Here is a 21,784-nt window from a genome sequence, read left to right as displayed (position 1 = left end):
TCAGAGGTCACATGCGGGTGGCCGGACGGCCTGCTCTCCCCTCGCAGCCGTCGTCGCGGTCCCCACGGAGAACTGTTCGATTCCTGAACACAGTACCCCGCCGTGAATCGTGAACCCCCTGTACCTCCGGGCGTGTCAACCTGCCCGCACGCACCTTTTTCACCGCGGGAGGGCACGGTGGATGCGTCCCGGCCCGGCGGCGTCGAGAAGGAACTCCTGGACAGAGGCGGTCACTTGTCGCTGTCCCGACCTCCCGTCGAGGTCACGCCTTCGCGACAGGCGACCGCCCGGCCGACCTCCGTGCCGAAACGGTCCGGTCGGCCAGGACTGCGGGCACCGTGAAGTGCCCGCAAACCGAACGGCGTTGCCCGGGACGTCGCACCCGGTGTGTCGGCCCGGCTAACCGCATGTCAGGGTCGGCATCCCCCAGTCGCCGTGGTCGTTGCCGTTGCCGTCACCGGCGTCGCCGACTCCGAGGTCCAGCACCTGGGCGCCGCTGACGTCGACGTCGATCGACACCGCTGCCTGTCTGCCGCGGATCGTCGGGGTGGTCACCAGGGTCCTGCCGTCGGCGATCACGGAGAACGTCACCGTTCCCGCACCGCCGGTCTCGTCGTCGACACCCACCTGCGCGGTCAGCCGGGAGCACTTTCCGGCGAGATAGAGCTGGACGTCGCTCACCGAGTTGGTGCCCAGGCCCTTGGCGTAGCCGACGCCGTCGACGGTGATCGGACGGCCGTCGCCGGCCGCCTGTTCGCCGACGCTGGTGTCGCGCTCGACCGGGCCCCAGCCGTTGGTGGACGAAAGGAACGGCAGGTCGCTCACCGCGCTCTGTCCGGCCGGCGGAGCCGGCGGGATCCCGCCGACGATGCGCTCGTCACTGCCGGTGGCCTGGCGTCCGCTCTGCACGTAGTCCACCGTGGTGGTGAGTGCCGAGGCGGACGGCAGGGTCCCGTCCGGCGGCTCGACCGTCCAGGTGAAGGTGGCCGTGCCGCCCGGTCGCACCCGGTCGACCGAGCCCGGGCTCGTGGCGGTCACGGTCCAGCCGTCGGGGGCGGCGAGCGAAGCGGTCAGGTGCGAGGCGGACGGCCGGTCCTCGGGCACCCGTACCGTCGTCGCGGCCGTGAAGGCCTGGGCGGACCGGGCGGTGTCCGGCACGTCCAGGGTGACGTCGGCTCCCGGGCGTTTCGGCATCGCGTACTCGGCGGGGTCGTAGCGCGGACTGTCGTTCTGCGCGACGCGCAGGGACGAGGCGTAGCTGCCGTAGTCGGTGAGGGAGACCTTGCCGAGGCCGCCGGTGCTGCCGTCCAGGTTCCACACGGCGATGGCGATGGTGTTGTGGCCGTTGGGGTTGAGGATGCCGTCGGGCACCGGGAAGGTGTGCTGCGGGCCCAGGTAGTTGACGTAGTTGCCGACCTGCCAGCCGTTCACGAAGATCGTGGCGCGGTACTTGCGGGACGGGTCGTCGGTGAACGTCAGCCCGAGCGAGGTGTCCTGGCCGTGCGGCAGGTCCAGCTCGGCGTCGGTGCGGTACCAGGAGACGCCGGGACGGGTGTCGGTCGTCGGCAGGGACACCTGGTCCCAGCTCCGGTCCGGGTAGCCGGGCAGGGACCAGCCGGCCCGCTCGCCGTACAGGCCGCCCGTGGAGAGCGGGCCGCGCACCGTGTCCTGGAGGTCCTCGCCGCCGCGTACGCCCTGCACCCGCCAGGTGACGGAGGTCAGCGGGGCTCCGGTGAGGGAGGCGCTGGTCAGGCCGCGGGCGGTCTTGTTGCCGTTGGTGGAGTTGTAGTCCTCCTCGTGTCCCATGTTCACGGTGAGGACGGAGAGGACGTTGTCGCCCTTGGCGTTCACCGAACCGGCGGGGAAGGTGAAGTCGGCGCCGCCGGTGGTGGAGCTGCCCAGGAAGGTGCCGTTGAGCCAGGCGGAGAACGCCTGCGCGCCGCCGCCGGAGTCGGAGACCAGGTGGACGCCGGTCTCCTTGCCGGTGGCGCGGAAGCGGCCTCGGTACCAGGTGTTGCCGGTGTGGAAGCCGTAGTCGTCGGCGTAGAGCACCGGTTGCGTGTCGCTGCCGGAGACGCTGTTGGTGGTCGTCTTGTCGGCCACCTGCCAGCTGGAGTCGTCGAAGCCGGGGGCGGCTTCGGGTGATTCCTCGGTGTGCTTCCAGTTCGTCAGTTCCGGGAGGTGGACCGGGTCGGCCGTCGGGATCGTCCCGGTGCGGCTCGCCGTGTCGGTGGCCCCGCCGCGCACGGTCCTGCCGTTCCAGGTGACGCGGTCGGCGGAGGTGAACACCTCGATGTTCTTGTCGTCGGCGTTGTCGCCGGTGAGGGCGACGGTGCGGCCGTCGCCCAGGCTGGTCGCCGTGCGCAGCAGGTGGGTGCCGCGTACGAGCACCGGGCCGGTCGCCGTGTCCTGGCGCCAGAAGGTCTCCGCCGTGGCCTTGTCGCCGACGAGCAGGAGGAGCGGGCGCTTGCCGTCGGCGCCGATGCTGATGCGGATCAGGCCCTTGTGGGTGTAGTCGAGGCGCAGGTCGCCGGTGGCCGCGTCCCAGGTGGTGGTGACCGTGCCGCCGGTGGCGGTGACGGTGGGCTCGGTGGCGTAACGCAGGACGGTCTCGCCGTCGCTGCCCGCGTCTCCGTAGAGCACGGAGACGTCCCGGTTCCCGATCGTCGCGCTGGTCATGATCTCGGACGTCGAGTACTGCAACTGGGAGTCGCCGAGCCGGTAGTTGGCCACGATCACGTGCGAGTCGCGGCCGTCGAGGGTGATCGCGGTGCCGGGCTGCTGGGGCACGACCGGGTAGGTCGGTTCCGCGGCGGAGTCGCCCGTCGGTACGTCGATGGCGTCGACGGCCACGTAGTTGTCGGTCGAGCCCGAGCCGTGCGTCCCGTCGACCACGATCTTCAGGGTGTGCGCACCCGGCGCGAGGCCGGTCTTCTGGAAGAGCACGGCCTGGTTCTCGCTGCCGGAGTCGTCGACCGTCGCCACCTTGGTGCCGTCGAGGTAGACGTCGGCGTAGCCGTGGTTGTTCGTCTTCGAGCCGATCCAGCGGATCGCGGTGCCGTCGAAGGGGACGGTGAGCGAGTCGCCGGCCTTGTTCGAGAACGACTCGGTGTGCTTGTAGTCGCCGCCGGTGTAGCTGGTGTCGGCGACGTGCGACCACGAACCGGCGTACTGGAGCGCGGAGTCGGGGTCGTCCCAGGTGTAGGTGGTGTCCCCGGCCGGCTGGGCGTCGAAGTCCAGTGAGATGTGGGTCTTGTCGACCGCGGTGGACGTGGAGTTGCCGTGCCGCAGGACGTGGAACTGGGTCTTCGTGTCGGGGTTCATCCGGGCGGTGTCGACGACGGCGGAGTCGTCGGGCGGGGTGGCCCTGATCGCCTCGGTCTCGGTCAGCGGGGCGACCGACTGGGTGAAGTACCCGATCAGCTTGTCCTCGTAGTACTTGGGGTCGAGCTGGCGGGTCTCGCGGATCGCGGCCCCGTAGTCGTACGACGTGTAGTTCTCCGGCATGCCCAGCCAGCCCCAGTTGGTGCCGCCGTAGGTCATGTAGAAGCTCTGGGCGGTGGCGCCGACGGCGATGTTCTGCTTGTAGAACACGTTCGCGAACTGGTCGTTGATCAGCTGGGCGCACTTGTCGTAGCCCGGGCCGCCCCAGGGGTCGAAGGCTCCGCCCTGGAACTCCGGGGAGTACAACGGCTTTCCGGCCGGGTGGTCGTAGCTGATGTCGGGGACGCCGTTCCACTTCGAGGGATTCGAGCAGTCGAAGCCCTGCGGGTAGGAGTCGGGGCCGTCGACGTCCAGGGCGCCGGTACCGGAGTTGAAGGTGCCGTTGTTGTTGCCGGTCAGCGGCACGGTGATGCCGTCGGCGCGGGCCTTGTCCTCCAGGTGCTGCATGTAGGAGCGGCCGGCCGCCGAGCCGTTGTAGTACTCGTTCTCGACCTGGTAGGCGATGACCGACCCGGTGCCGTTGGTGAGTTGGTGGCGGGCGATGATCCGGTCGATCTGCGTCAGCCATTCGTCCGCGTACTTGAGGAACCGCGGGTCGTCGCTGCGGTTGTTCCCGGCCTTGGTGGTCAGCCAGCCGGGCAGGCCGCCGCTGTCGACCTCCGCGTTGATGTACGGCGCCGGGCGGGCGATGACGTAGAGACCGGCCTCCTGGGCCATGTCGAGGAGCTTGTCGACGTCCCGGACCCCGGTGAAGTCGTACACGCCCGGCTTCGGCGAGTGGTAGCCCCAGTCGAAGTACAGGGAAGTGGAGTTGAAGCCGGCGGCCTTCATCTTCTGGAAGATGTCGCGCCACAGGTCGGGGCTCGGCAGCCGGAAGTAGTGGAACTCGCCGGACCACAGGTAGGTGCGCTTGCCGTCGACGAGGAACGAGTAGCCGTCCAGACTCACCGTGTGCGCCTGCGGGGCCGCCGCGGTCGTCGCGGCGGGTGGCTGCCCGCCGGTGTCCTGCGCCGCCGCCGCGGGCGCGGTCATGCCCGCGGCCAGGGCGATGGTGGCGGCTGCCGCGAGGACGGGTCGCCACCATCGGCGCCAACCGGGTCTCGCTGCCTCTGAACCGATCCGATCACTCCGCACCGCGGCCTCCAGAGCGACTGAGCAATCAACACCAAACAGACTCGGGCAAAGTCGAACAGTAAGGGGGCGCAAGGCTCAACACAATGGTGCGGGAGAGCACAACCGAGGTGTGCGGCGGCGAGGCGGACGAGCGGGGAGGCCGTCCGCCTCGCCGGGCCGAGGGCGGCCGGTGTCAGGCGGTGAAGTGATGGGTGCCGGAGCCGACTTGGTAGACCGCGCAGCCGTCGTCCTGGCGCAGGAAGGTGCCGTGCGTGCGGGTCACCTCCGTCGGCGTGTCCGTCGGGATCCAGACCTCGGCGGTCGTGTTGGGCGGCACCTCGCAGGTCAGGGTGAAGCGGCCGGACCGCTGCCGCCACCGGACGGCGACCGGGCCGTGGACCGAGGTGAAGCGGGCGTCGACGGTGGTGACGGCGCCGCCCGGACGGGGGCGGACGACGATCTCGCGGTAGCCGGGCCGGCCCGCCGCGATACCGGCGATGTTGGTGTACATCCACTCCCCCACCGAGCCGTAGGCGTAGTGGTTGAAGGAGTTCATGCCCGGGTCCTGGAAGCTGCCGTCGGGGCGGATGGAGTCCCAGCGCTCCCACATGGTGGTGGAGCCCCGGTCGATCTGGTAGCCCCAGCTGGGGAAGGTGCGCTGCTCCAGCAGCCGGTAGGCGACGTCGGTGTGCCCGGTGTCGGTCAGCACGGGCAGCAGCCGGGGTGTGCCGAGGAAGCCGGTGGACAGGTGCCCGTCCCTGGCCTCGATCAGGGCGACGAGGCGGTCCGCCGCTGCCTGACGCACGGCGTCCGGCAGCAGGTCCATGGACAGGGCCAGGACGTACGCCGTCTGTGTGTCGCCCTTCACCTTGCCGTCGGCGGCGACGTAGGCGCTCTGGAAGGCGGCCCGTATCCGCCCGAAGAGGTCGCGGTAGGTCGCGGCGTCGGCGTCCTCGCCGAGTTCCGCCGCCATCCTGGCCGCGAGGTCTGCGCTGTGCGCGAAGTACGCGGTGGCGATGACGTCCTTGGGGGTCTCGTCGTCGACGTTCAGCCAGTCGCCGTATCCCTCGGCGGGGCGCAGCAGTCCGTCGCTGTGCTGTTCCAGGTAGGTCAGCCAGTCCCGGACGGAGGGCAGGGCGTCCGCGATGACCTGGCGGTCGCCGTAGGCCTGGTAGAGGGCCCAGGGCACGGTGACGCCCGCGTCGCCCCAGCCCGCGGTGCCGCTGCCGAGGGTGCCGACCACCGGCGCCACGTCCGTGAACGCGCCCGCCGGGGTCCGCGAGTCCCGCAGGTCGACGAGCCACTTGGACAGGAACCGGGCCGACTCCATGGTGTAGGCGGCGGTGGGCGAGAAGACGTTGATGTCGCCGGTCCAGCCCAGCCGCTCGTCGCGCGCGGGCGTGTCGGTCGGCACGGAGAGGAAGTTGCCGCGCTGCCCCCACGTGATGTTGTGGTGCAGCTGGTTCAGCATCGGCACGTCGGTCTCGAAGTCCAGGGTGAAAGGGGCGTCCGTGTGCATGACGCGCCCGGTGACGGCCCGCGCCGTGGGGGTACCGGGGAATCCGGTCACCTCGACGTAGCGGAACCCGTGGAAGGTGAACCGCGGCTCGTAGACCTCCTCCCCGCCGCCCTTGAGGGTGTACGTGTCCGTCGCCGCCGCGCTCCGCAGGTTCGCGGTGTAGACCGTGCCGTCGGGGTTGAGCACCTCGGCGTGTCTGAGCCGCACGGTCGTGCCCGCGTCCCCCGACACCCGCAGCCGTACCGAACCGACCATGTTCTGGCCCAGGTCGAACACGTACACCCCGGGCTTGGGCTGGGTCACCCCCTGCGGGGTCAGCTCCCGCTCCACGCGCACCGGTCCGTCCACCTGCGCGACGATCAGCCCGGGCCCGATGTCGCCCTCGCCGCGCGCGCCGGGCCAGTTCGCGTCGTCGAAGCCGGGCGAGGTCCAGCCGGGGGTCTCCTTGCGGGCGTCGTACGTCTCGCCGTTCAGCAGGTCGGCCGCGACGATGGGCCCGGCGGCGGCCCGCCAGTCGGCGGACGACGTGACGCGCCCGCTCGTCCCGTCCGCGTACTCCACCTCCAACTGCGCCCGCAGGGCAGGGTGCCGGCCGTACTGGCCGGGCCCGAACATGCCCACGTTGCCGGCGTACCAGCCGGGTGCCAGGTACGCCCCGAGGGCGTTGGCGCCGGGCCGCAGGAGCGCGGTGACGTCGTACGTCCGGTACTGGACGCGGGTGCGGTAGTCGGTCCAGCCGGGCGCCAGTTCGTCGTTGCCCACGCGGCTGCCGTTGAGGTGGGCCTCGTACAGGCCGAGCGCGGTGGCGTACAGGCGGGCGCGCGCCACCTTCTTGCGGGGCAGCCGGAACTCGTGCCGCAGGCGGGTGACGGCGTACGACACCGGGACGACCCTCCCCCACGGCCCGCCGCCCCAGGCCGCCGCCACCCTGGCGGCCGGCCAGCTCCCGTCGTCGAACCCCGACTCCCGCCACCCGTCGCCCGGTTCCGTGTCCGTGGCCTTCCAGGTGGCGTCCGTGAACACCTTCTGCTCGCCCGAGGCGGTACGCACCACGAGGACGGCGACGAGTCCCGCCGGGCCCTCGGTCGCGTTGGTGGCCGACACGGCGATAACGTTGTCACCGGCCTGCACGCGGTCCAGTACGTCGATCACGGCGGGGCGGCGCCAGTCCTCGTTGTCCGTGTCGAGGTCGGTGTGCCCGACCTCGACGCCGTTCACGGAGACGGCGTACACGTTGTCCGCGGTGACGGCGAGCGTCGCCGCGGTGATCCCGGCGGGCAGTTCGGCGGTGCGGCGGAACCAGCGGGTGGCCGCCGGCACGCTGCTCGTCGGGTCGCCCTCGGGGAACCAGATCCACGAACCGCCGTCGAACGAGGGCGCGTCGGTGAGGCTCGCCGGTGCGGAGATCCAGTCCGCGGTCCACTGTCCGGTGCCCATGAGCCCGGTCTCCCACCACGAGGGTGCGCTCCAGCCGGAGACCCGGCCCGCGCCGTCCCACACCCGCACGGACCAGTGGTAGCGCGTCCGGGACCGCAGCGCGGGGCCGGCGTACGGCACGAGGACCGACTCGCCGGAGGCGACCTTCCCGCTGTCCCAGACGTCCGGGCGGGCCAGCCCCGAGGCCGTGGTGGCGACCCGGACCTGATAGGCGCTCTGCCGCACGTCCACCCCGTCGGAGACCAACGGCCAGCTCAGTCGCGGGCGTTGGGCGTCGAGGCCCAGGGGGTGCCGGACGTACTCGACGGTCGGCGCGGCGACGGTCAGCCCGTCCCCCGCCGCGCCGGGCCGCGCCTGCGCCCGAGGCCGCCCGGACGCCGACGCCGTCGATGCCGACACACCGTCGACGGTGGCCGCCGCGACCGTGGCCGCGGCGCCCGCGAGCATGTTCCTCCTGCTGATCATCTGCGACTCCTCACTCACACGGATGGAATGAATCGTTGCTGTTTGAATCGATTCAACACTGAAGGGCGTGGGTAACGTAAAGCCGGGCGGGGCGGGGGTCAATCGTCGTGCGGGCGATTTCGCGACGCGGTTGGTTCGCGGCGTTCGCGGGCAGGATCGATGCGCGGGGTGGCGAGTCAAGACCGATTGAACGGTTTCAATCGCGGAGACGACGGCCGCACCGGGGGGCCGCTTCGCTTGTCCTTGACAGCGGCCGGGGCGGCCGACGTACGGTGAACCGATCGGTTTCTGACGGGTGGAGGCCCTCGATGCACGTATCCGGCGCGGCACCGCGAGGTGGGCGCTGTGGCGTGCGACTGATCGTGCGCCGGCATGTCGACTACTGCCGCACCTGCTCCGCCGTCTGTCCTTCCGCGCACCGCTGATCCCGGCCGGCCCCGCCGACCGGCTGCTTTCGCCGTGTCCTCGCCCGGCTCCTCCGTCGTGGCCACGCTGCCGCGTATTCCGTGTTTCCCGGAAGGAACCTCCATTGTCCGGCCCTGCCCTGCACCTCGCCGTCGAGATCGACGGTGACGGCGCCCACCCCGCGGCCTGGCGCCGTGCCGCCCACGCACCCGACCGGTTGCTCAGCCCGCGCCGTGCGGCCGGGCTCGCCACCGCGGCCGAGAACGCCGGGTTCACCCTGGTCACCCTGGACGACGGGGTGCTGCCGCCCGGTACCGCCCCGGATCCCGTCGGCCGGATCGGGGCGGTGGAGCGCGCGGCCTTCGTCGCCGCGTCCACGAGCACGATCGGCATCGCACCCGTCGTCCCGGTCACCTATGCCGAACCGTTCCACGTCTCCAGCCAGTTGGCCTCCCTGGACCACATCTCCGCCGGCCGCGCCGGATGGGTGGTGGCCGAGGAGGAGCACCCCGGCGCGGCCCGGGTCTGGGGGCGCTCTCCGGTGACCGACGCGGCCGGGCGGGCCCAGGAGTCCCGGGACGGTGTCGAGGTGGCCCGCGCCCTGTGGGACTCATGGGAGGACGACGCGGTCATCCGGTCGGTGGCCACGAGCCGTTACCTCGACCGCGAACGGCTGCACTACATCGACTTCACCGGGGAGACCTACGCCGTCAAGGGCCCCGCGATCGTGCCGCGCCCGCCGCAGGGACAGCTCGTCGTCCTGGGCCGCCCGGACCGGGTGCCCGCCGCGCGGCTCGACGTGGCTCTGGTCGACGGCCGCGACCCGGCCGAGGTCGCCACGGCCGCCGCCGGCGCCGGTACGCCCCGCGTCTTCGCCGAGGTCGAGGTGGCACTGGACGCCCCGGACGCGACCGGCGACGAGCGCGTCGCCGACCTGGAGCGGTACGCACCGTGGGCTGATTGCGGGCGGTTTCGGTACGTCGGGTCCGCCGACGGACTGGTCGCCGTGCTCGGTGAGTTGAGCCGTCACGTGGACGGAGTACGGCTGCATCCGCTCGTACTCGACGAGGATCTGCCCGTCGTCTCCCGTCTCGTCCTGCCGGCCCTGTCCGAACGGCGTCTCACCGCCCGCCCGCTGCCCGGCACGTCCCTGCGCTCGGCCCTCGGTCTGGGGCGTCCCGCCAACCGTTTCGCGGCCACGGCCGTCCAGGAGGAAGCCCGATGACCCGCACCGACCCCCTCGACGTCCCCCGGCCGCACGCTCAGCTGAACTTCGGGGTGTTCTTCCAGGGCGTGAACCACTGGACCATCTGGTCCGCCCCCGACAGCGGCTCGCAGATCGACCCCGCCTCCTTCCGGCAGGTCGCGCAGACCGCCGAACGGGGCCTGTTCGACGCGTTCTTCCTCGGCGAGGGGCTCCGGCTGCGCGAGGTCGACGGCAGGATCCACGACCTCGACGTGGCCGGACGGCCGGACGCGATCACCCAGCTCGCGGCGCTGGCCGCGGTCACCCGCCGGATCGGCCTGGTCTCCACCTCCAACTCCACCTTCAACGAGCCCGCGGACCTCGCCCGCCGCCTCTCCGGCCTCGACCTCCTCTCCGAGGGCCGGGCCGGCTGGAACGTGGTGACCACGGACAACGCCTGGACCGGCGCCAACTTCCGGCGCGGCGGCTACCTCGACCACGCCGACCGCTACCGGCGCGCCGAGGAGTTCCTCACCGTGGCCCGCGCCCTGTGGGACGGCTGGGACGACAAGGCGGTCGCCACGTCGGTGGACGCGCCCTCCTGGTCGGTGCCCGGCGCCGTACGCCAAGTGCGCCACCGGGGGCCGCAGTTCGACGTCGACCTCGCGCCCACCCTGCCGCGCAGCGCCCAGGGCCACCCGGTGATCTTCCAGGCGGGGGACTCCGGCGAGGGGCGCGACTTCGCCGCGCGCAACGCCGACGTCATCTTCTCCGCGCACGGCAACGACTTCGACGACGCGCTGGCCTTCGCCGAGGACATCCGGCGCCGGCTGCGCGCGGTCGGGCGCCCCGACGACGACCTGCGGATCCTGCCCGGCACCGAGATCATCATCGGCGCCACCGAGGAGGAGGCCGAGGAGAAGAAGCGCTGGATCAGGCTCCAGCAGGTCACTCCCGCAACCGCGTTGGGGATCGCCGGGCTGCTGTGGGGCATCGACCTGTCCGACCGCGACGCCGACGGGCCGCTGCCCGCGGAGGACCCGGTCGTCGCCGAGAACGACGGCTCCTTCGGGGCCCGGCGCATCGCGGACCCGCGGACGGTGGTGGCCGAGTGGCGGGGGAAGGCGGAGGCGCACGGCTGGTCGCTGCGCGAGACCGTCATCGCGCTCGGCCCCCAGCGCGGGCACGTCGGCACCCCGTCCGGCCTGGCCGACAAGTTCGCCCGGTTCGTGCGGCACGGCGCGGTCGACGGCTTCAACGTCACGCCGTACCTCATCCCCGGCGGCCTCGACGACATCGTCGACCTGCTCGTGCCGGAACTGCAGGAACGCGGCGTCTACCGCACCGGCTACACGGGCAGCACGCTGCGCGAGCACCTCGGCCTGCGCGTTCCCCTCACCCACCGGTCGGCACCCGAGCGACGCCAGGCGGGCTGAGCACGCCGGCGGCCGGGCCCGCCGCACCGCACCGGCACCAGGTGCCCGTTCGCCGGTGCGGGGGGGGAACGCCCCACCCGGCGACCTCGGACCGTTCCCCGGCAACAGCGCGACGGGCCTGATCATTCCGCTCGGGGCCGCGCGGACGGCGCCCGGTCGAGGACGTCGTCGGCGGGGCACCGGCCGCGTCGGACGTAGCGGTCGGCGTGGGCCGCGACGGTGTCCATGACCCTGGTGGTCGCGCCCAGTCGGGGCAGGGCCTCCAGCGCGGCGTCGAAGCAGGTGACCGCGGCGCGCCGCAGTCCGGGGTCGGCGAGTCCGTGGCGTGCCGCGGCGGTCCAGAGCGGATTGTGCGGCGCCGGCGCCCCGGCGGCCCGCTCGGCCAGCGGAGCCGCGGCTCCGTGTGCGCTCGCGGCGGCGTCGGGGTCGTCGAACAGGGCCGTGACCACCGCGAACGGGACGATCCACCCGTCGTCGCCGGGCTGTGCGTCGATCATGCGCAGTTCGAGGTGTCCACGCGGCCTGACCGGCGGGAAGAGGGTGCTGATGTGGTAGTCGAGGTCCGCGTGGGTGGGCGGGCGCATGGAGCGCGAGCGGGTCCACGCGCGGAAGCTCACCCCCTCCGGCACCTCCCAGGGGCCGTCCCGCCGTACGCACATCACGGGCGCGTCGAGGACCCGCCGGACCCAGGCGTGCCGCGGGCCGTGGGCCAGCGAGGGGCCGCCGGCCCGGCCCGGGTCGAGTTCCGCCCACTTCAGCTGCCGGGTGGACAGCCAGCCCGTGGCGCGGCCTTCGGCCATGGGCGAGTTCGCGAACGCCGCGACCAGGACCGCGCCCAGGTGGTGGGCCAGCCACCAGCGGCGGGCGAATCCCATGACGCCGGGTTCCTCCCGTCCGGCGTCGAGGCACACCTGGACGGAGGCCGACGTGCACATCAGGGTGCGTCCGGCCGGGCCGGTACGGTCGAGGCAGGCCTCCATCGCGTCGTAGCGCCGCTCCCGCAGGAACCGGCGAGGGGACTGCCACGGGTCGACGCCCATCCCGGCCAGGGTCAGGCCGTGCCCGCGCAGTGCGGTGCGCACCGCGTCCAGGTCGGCGGAGACCTCCGAGACGCAGTCGGCCAGCGACGGGGCCGGCCGGGAGCTGAGTTCCACCTGACCGCCGGGCTCGACGCTCAGCCCGGACGCCAGCGGCAGGGTCCGCAGGTCGGCGTGGGCCGCCGCCAGCTCTGCCCGGCTCACCGGGTCGTGCGGTGCCCGTTCCCGGTGGACGAGCCATTCGACCTCGACGCCGACGCTGCGCGGCGGGCCCGTCTTGAAACAGATTCCCTCGACCAGCGCCTCCGCCTCGTGTTCGGTGAGGGCAGGACCATCGATGCCGCACTCCGGTGAAACCGACATCCGGGAGCCTCCTGAGCCGCCTCAGGGCCGTCGGGGATCCGACGTCCGGTACGCGTACCGCCGTGCCTGCTGCCAGAGTCCGCCGTCCCGCCCTGTCATGACAAGAGCGCACTTTCCAGACGACCGGGCATGCGGCAACCCGCACCCGGCGGCAGGACCGCCCCGGACCGCCGTCACGGAAGGCCGTCCCGGACCGCCGTCAGCCGGTCGGCGGTCCCTCGCCGGTGTCCCGGCGCACCTTCTGCCGGATGCGCGTGTCCCGGTCGTGTTCGTGGTGCGCCAGCATGGACAGCCGGGCCTCCTCTGCGTCGCCCTCCCGGATCGCCTCGGTGATCGCCCGGTGTTCGGCGAGGGTCGCGTCGAAGGTGTCCTCGACCGTGCGGGTCCGCCAGGGGGCGCTGGTCTTCACCTGGGCGTCCACGGTGTGCAGCAGCGACGAGACCGTGGTGTTGTGGGCGGCGGCACGTACCGTGTCGTGCCACTCGTTGAGGCTGCGGCGGACCTGCCCGGGGTCGTCCAGGGTCCCGGCGTGCTCCAGCAGGGCGTCCAGCCGCGCCAGGTCGACGGGGCTGCGCCGGACGGCCGCCGACGAGGCGAGCAGGGCGTCCAGCACGGCGCGCAGCTCGAAGAGTTCGAGCATCTCCTCGTCGGAGCGGTGCCGTACGGCGAAACCGCGCCGGGTGCTCACCAGGAGCCCGTCGCGCTCCAGCAGCGCCAGCGCCTCGCGAACCGGCGTGCGCGACACCTCGAACTCCTCGCTCAGCGCCAGCGGGACGAGGGAGGCGTCCTGCGGGTAGCGGCCGGAGGTGAGCCGGTGCCGCAGCTCGTCGTAGATCGTGTCCCTTGTGCTCTTCATCCGTTTCCTCGTCGCGGGGCGGTCCGCGACACGGTTCGCGGGCTGACCCGGATCATGCCTGATGCCGAGGGCCGCGGTCAGCCCGGGCCCTCGCCGCCGGCGTCCGCCTCCGGTCCCACGACCAGCGGCAGCGCCGGGTCGGCGCGCCACTCCGCGAGCGAGCCGTCGTACAGCAGCACGTCGTCGATGCCGATCTCGTGCAGGGCCAGGGCGAGCCCGGCCGCGTTGACCGCGCCGCCGCAGTAGAGGACGGTGCCGTCGCCGGCGCGTAGGCCGTGGGCCGCGGCGAGGTGTGCGGTCCGCTCGGGCGAGAGGGTGTTGTCGGGACCGAGGAGGTCGGCGTACGGCAGGCTGGTGGTGCGCGGTATGTGCCCGGAACGGGGGTGTTCGGGCGTGCCGAGGTACTCCGGGCGGCGCAGGGCGCAGACGGCCGGGGTGGGGTCGCTGCCGTCGGCGATGCGCTTCATGCGCGCCAGGTCCACGAAGCCGTCGGCGGCCGGGCGGGCGACGACGTTCCCGGGTGCGGGGGCCGGTTCCCGGCCGTCGGTGACGGGCAGTCCGGCCGCCTCCCAGGCGGCGAGACCGCCGTTGAGGACGCGGACGCCGGTGATACCGGCGGTGCGCAGCACCCACCACAGGCGGGCGGCCCAGGCGCCGGTGAGCCGGTCGTAGACGACGACGGTGGAGTCCTCGCGGATGCCGAGGTCGCGGGCGTGGGCGGCGATCCGGGCCGGGGACGGGCAGGTGAAGGGGAAGGGGGCGGCGGGGTCGGAGAAGCCCGCCGTCAGGTCGGCGAAGTGGGCGCCGGGGATGCGGCGTTCGGTGTGGAGGCCGAGTCCGCTGACGAACACCTTGCCGCCGTCGGGGCCGGTGCGCCGGTCGACGGTGGCGTCCAGGACGATCACGTCACCGAGCCGCTCACGCAGCCGGGCGACATCGACGAGGGCGCTCGTGTCGGATGCGGCGCCCGATGTCCTGCCGGATGCGGTGCCCGTTGTCCTCCCGGATGCGGTGCCGGACGTCCTGCCCCGTGCCCTGCCGGATGTCGTACCGGATCTGCTGCCGGATGTGCGTCCGGATGTGCGTCCGGGTGTGCTGCCGGATGTCATGGCCGCTCCCCCGTCGTCGCCGTGGACGCGGCGCGGTTGCGCCACTCGCCGCGTGCCGGGCGGGCCAGGCCCAGGTTCTCGCGCAGGGTGGCGCCCGCGTAGCCGGTGCGTACGAGACCGCGGCGGCGCAGTTCGGGTATGACGTGGGCGGCGAACTCCTCGAAGGCGGTGGGTACATGGGTGGCCTGGATCATGAAGCCGTCGGCCGCGCCGCTGTCCAGCCACAGTTCCATGGTGTCGGCGATGTCCGAGGCGGAGCCGATCATGTTGCCCTCGGTGCGGGCCCCGTACCAGCGGCCGATCTCGCGGACGGTCAGCTTCTCCCGCTCGGCGAACTCGACGACCTCCCGGTAGTGCCCCTCGACGCCGACCTCGTCGAGGGAGGGCAGCGGGCCGTCGAGGTCGTAGCGGGTGAGGTCGACGTTGACGTGGTAGGCGAGCCGGGACAACCCGGCCTCGGGGTGGACGAGTTCGGTGAACGCCTCGTGCTTGGCGAGGGCGTCGCGCAGGTCGGTGCCCACCACGGTGGTCGCGGCGGGGAGGATCTTCAGCTGTTCCGGGTCGCGGCCCCGGGCGGCGGCGCGGGCCTTGACGTCGGCGTAGAAGTCGACGGCCGACTCCAGTGACTCGTGGCTGCAGAAGACGACGTCGGCCCAGCGGGCGGCGAAGTCCCGGCCGGCCGGGGAGGCACCGGCCTGGATGATCACCGGGTAGCCCTGGGGCGGGCGCGGCACGCTCAACGGCCCGCGCACGGCGAAGTGTTCGCCCCGGTGGTCCACCGGCTCCACGGCCTCGGGGCGGCCGAAGACCCCGCTCTCCTTGTCGGCGACGATCGCGTCGTCGGCCCAGCTGTCCCAGAGCCGGGCGGTGGTTTCGAGGAACTCCTCGGCGCGGGCGTAGCGCGCCTGCCGTCCGGGCAGCCGGTCCTGGCCGAAGTTCTGCGCCTCGGCGTCCTGGAAGCTGGTGACCACGTTCCAGCCGGCGCGGCCGTCGAGGAGGTGGTCGAGGGTGGCCATGCCACGGGCGACGTGGAAGGGCTCCTGGTAGCCGGTCGAGACGGTGGCGGCGACGCCGAGGTGCCGGGTGGCGGCGGCCATCAGGGTGATGACGGGGACCGGGTCGAGGCGCGGGGTGCCGGTGCCCCAGGTGACCGCCGGGGCGTAGGAGTCGCCGAGGCTCCGGGGCACCGCGAGGGAGTCCGGCACGAAGGCGAGGTCGAATCCGGCGTCCTCCAGGACCCGGGCGACATGCGTGTAGTGGGCGGCGGTGAGGAACCCGTCCCCCGCGTCGGGATGGCGCCAGCCGGCGGTGCCCTGCGGTCCGGCGTTGAGGAAGGCGGCCAGGTGCAGGCGCGGGGCGGCCGGCTCGTGGGTGGTGCTCAAGGCGTGCTCCAGGTGTCGTGCGGTACTTCCGTGCGGGGCGTCGCCGTCACGTGCCCAGCAGGGACAGTTCGTCCAGGAGGGCGACCGCGAACGAGCCGGTGCCGGTGGTGCGGGCGCCCGCGCGTTCGGCCGCGGTGGCGAAGGCGACGTGGGCGACCGCGGCGGCGGTGAGCGGGTCGGGTACGACGGCCAGGGCACCGGCGATCAGCGCGCCGAGGCTGCATCCGGCCCCGGTGACCTGCGTCAGCCGGACGTCGCCGCCGGGGACGGCGACCGTGCGGGTGCCGTCGGTCAGGTAGTCCGTGGGACCGCTGACCGCGACCACCGCACCGGTCCGCCGGGCGAGTTCCTCGACGGCGCCTGTCGCGTCCGCGGAGGAGAGGGTGGTCTCCACGCCCTTGCCGGTGCTGTCGCCGCCGGCGAGCGCGACGAGTTCGCTGGCGTTGCCGCGGATCACGGTCGGCCGGTGGTCGAGCAGGGCCTTGACGAAGGCGTCGTACCCGGTGGCGCCCGCGCCGACCGCGACCGGGTCCAGGACCCAGGGGGTTCCGGCCGTGTGCGCGGTGCGGGCCGCGTCGACGAGGGGTTCGGCCGGGTTGCTGATCAGCGCCGCCGTGTTGATCCACACTCCGCCGGCACCGGCCGGGAAGACGGTGGGGAAGTCGGCCGCGGCACCGATGGCCGGTCCGGCGCCGACGGCCAGGAGCACGTTGGCGCTCAGGTTCGCGGCGACGTAGTTGGTCAGTCCGTAGACGAAGGGCGAGGCGGACCGGATGGCGGCGATGCCCTCGGGTATCTCGGGGCTCTCCCAGGTCAGTTCTTCCATGGCGGGATGTCTCCGTGGCTCTCGGACGGGGTCGACGGGGTTGACGGGGTCAAGTGCATGCAACTGTATGCAGGCGGCGATGCGATCCCGCCGTCCACGGATCTCTTTTCACGGAGCTGCAATATTCACCGACCCGGAGGCCACCAGCGGCGACGTCGTCACGGGCCGGCTTGCCCCTGACGTACGCGTCAGGGGTTAGGTTCTGCGCTCCGGCGGCCCGACCGGTCCGGCTGCCGGGACCCCGCCCGCCCTCGAACCCGTCCAGGAGCCTCGACATGGCCGCCGAACCGCCCTCAACGTCTCGCGAGATCCTGCTGACCGGCACACCCGGCGGACTGCCCGGGCCCGAGCACCTCACGGTCACGCCAGGACCGGTCCCCCGCCCCGGGCCGGGACAGGTCCTCGTCCGGAACCAGTACTTCCTCGTCTTTCCCGGGCTGCGCACGCTGACCGGCGACGAGGCCGACGGCATGCCGCTCCCCGGCATCCGCCCCGGCGACACGCTGTTCGGACCCGCGGTGGGTGAGGTCGTCGCGGCCGGGCCCGGCGGTCCGTTGCGGCCGGGGGACAGGGTCACGCACCTGCTCGGGTGGCGCGAGTACGCGCTCGTCGCGGCGGCGGACTGCACGCGGCTCGGCGACCTCCTGCCCGACCCTGTGGCCCACCTGTCGTCCGGATCGGCCGCCTACGGGGCGCTGACCCGGCTCACCGGAGTCCGCCCCGGCGACACGGTGTTCGTCACCGGAGCGGCCGGAGCCGTGGGGACGCTGGCCGGGCAGATCGCCCGGCTGCTGGGCGCCGGCAGGATCATCGGAAGCACCCGGTCTCCGGCCAAGGCCGAGCGGCTGCGGGCCGAACTCGGCTACGACGCCGTCGTGGTGCCCGGGGCCCGGCCCCTCGGCGGGCAACTGGCCGCGGCGGCGCCGGACGGCATCGACGTGCTCCTGGACAACGTCGGCGGCGAGCAGCTCGCCGCGGCCGTGCACGCCGCGCGCCGGGGCGCCCGCTTCGCCCTGGTCGGCGCGCTGTCGGGACAGCTGTCGCCGAGCCGTGGCGGCGGCAGTTCACCCGCGGAGATCGACACCTTCCGCATCGTCGGCCAGGGCATCTCGCTGCACGGATACAGCGGACAGGACCATCCCGACGTGGCAGCGGAGTGGACCGAACGGTTCGGCGGCTGGCTGCGCTCCGGCCAGATCGCCTTCCCGTACACCCGGATCCGGGGCATCGACCGGGCCCCTCGGGCGTTGCAGGAACTGTTCGAGGGGCGGCACTTCGGAACCGTCGTCGTGGAGTTGCCGCCACGGTGACACGCCGGCGTGCGTCGCGGCGGCGGAGGCTGAGGCTCGGGGGCTGACATGCGGATCGGGGATGCGGCGGCAGCGGCGGGGACGACCCCGCGGGCACTGCGGTTCTACGAGGAACGGGGGCTGCTGCCACCCCCGCGGCGCACGCCCGCCGGGCAGCGTGAGTACGGTCCTGACGAGGTGGCCAGGGTCCGGGTCGTCCGTGAGCTGCTGGCGCTCGGTCTCACCGTCGAGGACCTGTGCGGCATCGCCGACCGGCTCGCCCAGCTCGACGAGGTCCCGCCAGGTCGATGCGGGCAACCCGACGGCGACCGGCCCGGCTCCGGGGTGATCGCCCGCAGGCTCGCGGCCCTCGGCGCCGAGATCGACCGGCTGACCCGACTGCGCGAGGCACTGGCCCTGCGCACCTTCGGCCGGCCGTGACAACGCGTCGTCGGACGCGGGTCCGGCACCGGACGTCCACGCCCGCGGTCGATATCGCGGCGTCGGCCGTCAGGCGCGCTGCTGTTCCGTGAGTGCCTTGGTGAAGTGGGTGACGGGGCGCGCCACCCGTTCGCCGTCGAGGGTGATGTCGACGGCCTCGTTGTAGAAGGCGAAGAGCCCCCGGACGGCGCCGACCGCGGGCAGCGGGTCCGGGTAGCTCCAGACGACGTCGGGCGGAACGTCGGCCTCGCCGCGCCACGACCAGTACTCGGCGGTGCCCTTGTACGGGCAGCCGGTGTGGTGGTCGGTGGCTTCGAGCAGGTCGAGGCGGACGTCCTCGCGCGGGACGTAGTAGCGGGTGGGCAGGCCGGTCTCGAAGAGCAGGACCGGGCGGCGGGTGTCCGCGACGACCGTGCCGTCGATCTCGACCACGAGGTGCCGGCTGCTGGGGACGGCGTCCACCCGCTTGTGCGGGTCACGGGGGTGGACGAAGATCTCTTCCTCCTCCTCGTACCAGTGGTCCAGGCCCCGTCCGACACGCCGGAACCACTCGAAGGCGATGTGGTCGGCCAGGTCGGCGGCCGGGAAGGTCCAGGCCGCGTTCGCCAGCAGCTCGCCGTCGACCTCGACGTCGTAGAAGATCCGCGAGCCGGTGTGGGTGCCGGTCGGCGGGTTCTTCGCGGGACGCAGGAGGTCCTCGCGCACCTCCGCGCGCGGGAACGCGTACAGCGGTACGGGGACACCGGGTTCCCAGACGAGGACGGGGTGGCGGCTGTCGACGACCGTGACGTCACCCTTGCGGCCCCGCACCCAGCGTTCGCTCGGTTCCCACAGGAGCCCCTCCGGAGTGGTCCGCACGGCCTGTGCGGTGGGGAACGTGCTCATGGGCGGCTCTCCTTCGGCTGGTTCACGCGCAAGTGGTCCTCGGCGTTCCCACGGGCACGCTCCCACACGAGACGGGTTCGAACGCACGTACCGGCGCTCAGGAATGGGACGTTCCCCCTGGTGGTCGATGCGCGGGCCGGCCGGTGACCAGGGTTCGGCGGGTTGCCGGTCGAGGCCGGAGCGGGCACCGCAGCCGTGGCCGACGCCGGGCGTGTCGTGCGGGACGGCCACAGCGCCACGCCGAGCGCGGCCAGGGCCCTGCGGGCGGCGAACACCCCTGCCGGGGCGGTGCTGTCGACGACCATGCGGCCCTTCCCGAGCGGGCTCCGGGTACGGACGCGCGGGAGCGCAGGCAGGCGCGAAAGGGGCGGCAGCGTCCACCATCCGTTCCGGCCCGTGAGACGGCCCCGGCCTCCCGAGGAGGGCGTCGGGTTGCGGCATTGACGTACGCCGAAACCGATCCGTAGCATCACCCACGGCATTGAGTGTCAGCGTCAAGCCCTGGCTCGCTGACCGGCAACCCTCCCGCGCGGTGGGGTGCTCCAGGTGAAAGCCTGGCGGGGTCGCCGACGACTCCCGCAAGCGCGTGGCCCCGTGACCGGGGCCGGAGAAGGGGAGGACAGGTATGCGGCACCGCCACGACCCTGTCGCCTCCCCCGCCGACGCCACGGCGTACTCCAGGCTCTCGCGCCGGCGCCACATCGATCTGAAGCGCTCGACCAGCTGCCTCTGTCGGGCCTGACCCGCCCGGCCGCCGCCGGCTGACGTCCGTCACCGGCTCCGGCTCCTTCGCGTCGTCCTTCCCCCGCGTCACCGGTTCCCGGTGGCGTCCGCATGCCCGTTCCCTGTCTGCGCAGCGCTTCCCTGGCCGGAGTCGATCCGCCCGGGCCGCACACACCCGCACGCCCCTGCACATCCGTGCGCGGTCGTGCCTCGGTGACACGAGTAGGAGAACCACGTCCGTGACAGCACTTCCGGATTTCAGACCCTCCCGATGGGCGCCCCTCGCCGCGCTCCTGACCACCAGCGTCCTGCTCACCGCGTGCGGTTCGGGTTCGGGCGACGACAGCTCCGGCGGCGGAAGCGGCCAGGCGAAGTCCGGCGGCACCCTGACCTTCGCGGTCGGCTCCGACTCCGGCTGCGTGGATCCGCAGCAGGTCGGCAGCAACGACACCATCTACTCGGTGCGCCAGATCGTGGACTCGCTGACCGACCAGGACCCGAAGACCGGCAAGATCGTGCCGTGGCTCGCCAGGAGCTGGGAGATCAGCGCCGACGCGACGACGTTCACGTTCCGGCTGCGGTCGGGGGTGACCTTCAGCGACGGGTCGAAGCTGACCGCGCAGGTGGTCAAGGACAACTTCGACGCGGTGCCGAAGCTCGGCGCCCTGGGCACCCTCGCCGAGGGTTACCTGAGCGGCGTCAAGAGCACCACCGTGGTCGACCCGCTCACCGTCAAGGTGGCCTTCAAGCAGCCCAACGCCCAGTTCCTCCAGGCCACTTCGACCCACTCGCTGGGCATCGAGTCCTCGGCCAGCGTGCAGCGGAGCCCGCAGCAGAAGTGCAGCGACGGGGTGGTCGGGTCCGGGCCGTTCGTGCTGAAGCAGTACGTGCAGAACCAGTCGATCACCCTGGACAGGCGCACCGGGTACGACTGGGGCTCCGCGCTGTGGACGAAGAAGGGCGAGGCCTACCTGGACAAGGTGGTGTACAAGGTCGTCCCGGAGGCCGGAGTGCGGGCCGGCAGTCTCCAGTCCGGCCAGGTGGACGTGATCAGCAGCGTCGGCAAGGCCAACGAGGCGGCGCTCAAGGGCGGCCAGGTCGCCCTCCGGAGCCGGGCCAACCCCGGTGTGGTGTTCGGCCTCGGGCTCAACAACGCGCGGCCCCTGCTCAAGGACGTGAAGGTCCGCCAGGCGATCCTGGCCGCCGTCGACCGCAAGCAGATCGCCGACACCGTCTTCCCCACCGGCACCCGGCCGGCCACCAGCGTGCTGGCGCACACCACGCCCGACTACACCGACCTCTCCACCGATCTCGCCTTCGACGCGGCCAGGGCCAAGTCCCTGCTGGATCAGGCAGGCTGGAAGGCCGGAAGCGACGGCATCCGCGCCAAGGGCGGCAAGAAGCTCAGCCTCACCATCACCTGGTTCCCCAACGCGGCCACCAACCAGCCCGCGCTGGAGCTGGTCCAGCAGCAGCTCAAGGCCGTGGGGATCGACGTGGTGCTCAAGCAGCTCCCGGTCACGCAGTTCGCCACCACGCTCCAGGGCGGCGGCTTCGACGTGGTGTGGGGCAACGTGACCCGCGCCGACCCCGACATCCTGCGCGGCTCGTTCTCCTCGCAGTTGGGCAACTTCTACCACCTGCCGGCCAGTTCGCTGGACACGGCGCTGAACGCGCAGGCCGCCACCACGGACACCGCGAAGCGCAGGCAACTGGTCGCCCAGGCGCAGCAGTTGATCGTGCAGAACGCGTACAACGTGCCGGTGGTGGAGCTCCAGACCCAGCTGGGCGTCGCGAAGAAGGTGCACGACCTGGAATTCGACTCCGGCAGCCGCGTCCAGCTGCACGACACCTGGATCGGCTAGCGC

14 protein-coding genes and 1 riboswitch are annotated in these 21,784 nt (G+C 72.6%); of the genes, 6 read left to right on the top strand and 8 right to left on the bottom strand.

The genetic code is table 11. The features are described 5' to 3' along the window. Positions 1 to 399 precede the first annotated feature (399 nt). The gene (locus AB0D74_RS42715; protein WP_362599513.1) at positions 400 to 4,578 is read right to left on the bottom strand and encodes a beta-galactosidase; all 4,179 of its coding nucleotides are present in this window, start codon (positions 4,576 to 4,578) and stop codon (positions 400 to 402) included. A gap of 172 nt (positions 4,579 to 4,750) precedes the next feature. Continuing rightward, the gene (locus tag AB0D74_RS42710; protein ID WP_362599511.1) at positions 4,751 to 7,978 is read right to left on the bottom strand and encodes an alpha-L-rhamnosidase; all 3,228 of its coding nucleotides are present in this window, start codon (positions 7,976 to 7,978) and stop codon (positions 4,751 to 4,753) included. A 529-nt stretch (positions 7,979 to 8,507) separates the two neighbouring features. Here AB0D74_RS42710 and AB0D74_RS42705 point away from each other — a divergent pair. After that, a complete protein-coding gene (locus AB0D74_RS42705; protein ID WP_362599510.1) occupies positions 8,508 to 9,608 on the top strand; it encodes an LLM class flavin-dependent oxidoreductase in 1,101 nt (366 codons plus the stop codon). After that, on the top strand, positions 9,605 to 11,005 hold the full coding sequence (locus AB0D74_RS42700) for an NtaA/DmoA family FMN-dependent monooxygenase (protein WP_362599509.1): 1,401 nt from the start codon (positions 9,605 to 9,607) through the stop codon (positions 11,003 to 11,005). Before AB0D74_RS42705 ends, AB0D74_RS42700 begins: the two co-directional genes overlap by 4 nt. A gap of 122 nt (positions 11,006 to 11,127) precedes the next feature. On the opposite strand, the gene egtA is transcribed toward AB0D74_RS42700, so the two are convergent. From egtA to AB0D74_RS42675, 5 genes are all read right to left on the bottom strand, one after another. Next, entirely contained in the window at positions 11,128 to 12,405 is a 1,278-nt protein-coding gene (gene egtA, locus AB0D74_RS42695) for an ergothioneine biosynthesis glutamate--cysteine ligase EgtA (RefSeq protein WP_362599507.1), read from the bottom strand. 199 nt (positions 12,406 to 12,604) lie between these two features. After that, entirely contained in the window at positions 12,605 to 13,261 is a 657-nt protein-coding gene (locus tag AB0D74_RS42690) for a GntR family transcriptional regulator (RefSeq protein WP_362599505.1), read from the bottom strand. Positions 13,262 to 13,338: 77 nt separating this feature from the next. Continuing rightward, positions 13,339 to 14,166 carry a rhodanese-like domain-containing protein gene (locus AB0D74_RS42685; protein ID WP_362599503.1) on the bottom strand — a complete coding sequence of 276 codons (828 nt, stop codon included), beginning with the start codon at positions 14,164 to 14,166 and terminating at the stop codon, positions 13,339 to 13,341. Positions 14,167 to 14,366: 200 nt separating this feature from the next. After that, the gene (locus tag AB0D74_RS42680) at positions 14,367 to 15,752 is read right to left on the bottom strand and encodes an LLM class flavin-dependent oxidoreductase (protein WP_362599501.1); all 1,386 of its coding nucleotides are present in this window, start codon (positions 15,750 to 15,752) and stop codon (positions 14,367 to 14,369) included. Between the two features lie 46 nt (positions 15,753 to 15,798). After that, positions 15,799 to 16,578 (bottom strand): hydroxyethylthiazole kinase, encoded by a 780-nt coding sequence (locus tag AB0D74_RS42675; RefSeq protein WP_362599499.1) that lies wholly within the window; start codon positions 16,576 to 16,578, stop codon positions 15,799 to 15,801. Between the two features lie 275 nt (positions 16,579 to 16,853). Here AB0D74_RS42675 and AB0D74_RS42670 point away from each other — a divergent pair, with 275 nt between their 5' ends. Then, a complete protein-coding gene (locus AB0D74_RS42670) occupies positions 16,854 to 17,888 on the top strand; it encodes an NADP-dependent oxidoreductase (RefSeq protein ID WP_362599497.1) in 1,035 nt (344 codons plus the stop codon). 48 nt (positions 17,889 to 17,936) lie between these two features. Further along, a complete protein-coding gene (locus tag AB0D74_RS42665; protein WP_362599495.1) occupies positions 17,937 to 18,308 on the top strand; it encodes a MerR family transcriptional regulator in 372 nt (123 codons plus the stop codon). Between the two features lie 69 nt (positions 18,309 to 18,377). Here the strand turns inward: AB0D74_RS42665 and AB0D74_RS42660 are convergent, their stop codons facing one another. Continuing rightward, on the bottom strand, positions 18,378 to 19,193 hold the full coding sequence (locus AB0D74_RS42660; RefSeq protein ID WP_362599493.1) for a DUF427 domain-containing protein: 816 nt from the start codon (positions 19,191 to 19,193) through the stop codon (positions 18,378 to 18,380). Positions 19,194 to 19,670: 477 nt separating this feature from the next. Then, positions 19,671 to 19,784: riboswitch (SAM riboswitch) on the top strand. Positions 19,785 to 19,818: 34 nt separating this feature from the next. Here AB0D74_RS42660 and AB0D74_RS42655 point away from each other — a divergent pair. Further along, positions 19,819 to 19,935 (top strand): putative leader peptide, encoded by a 117-nt coding sequence (locus tag AB0D74_RS42655; protein ID WP_362599491.1) that lies wholly within the window; start codon positions 19,819 to 19,821, stop codon positions 19,933 to 19,935. Positions 19,936 to 20,155: 220 nt separating this feature from the next. Then, positions 20,156 to 21,781, top strand: a complete 1,626-nt coding sequence (locus tag AB0D74_RS42650) for an ABC transporter substrate-binding protein (protein ID WP_362599489.1) — start codon at positions 20,156 to 20,158, stop codon at positions 21,779 to 21,781. The last annotated feature ends 3 nt before the right edge of the window (positions 21,782 to 21,784 follow it).

Source organism: Streptomyces sp. NPDC048278, assembly GCF_040652195.1.
GTDB lineage: Bacteria > Actinomycetota > Actinomycetes > Streptomycetales > Streptomycetaceae > Streptomyces.
The sequence above is the reverse complement of the archived record's forward strand: the minus strand, read 5'-3'. Positions and strand labels throughout refer to the sequence as shown.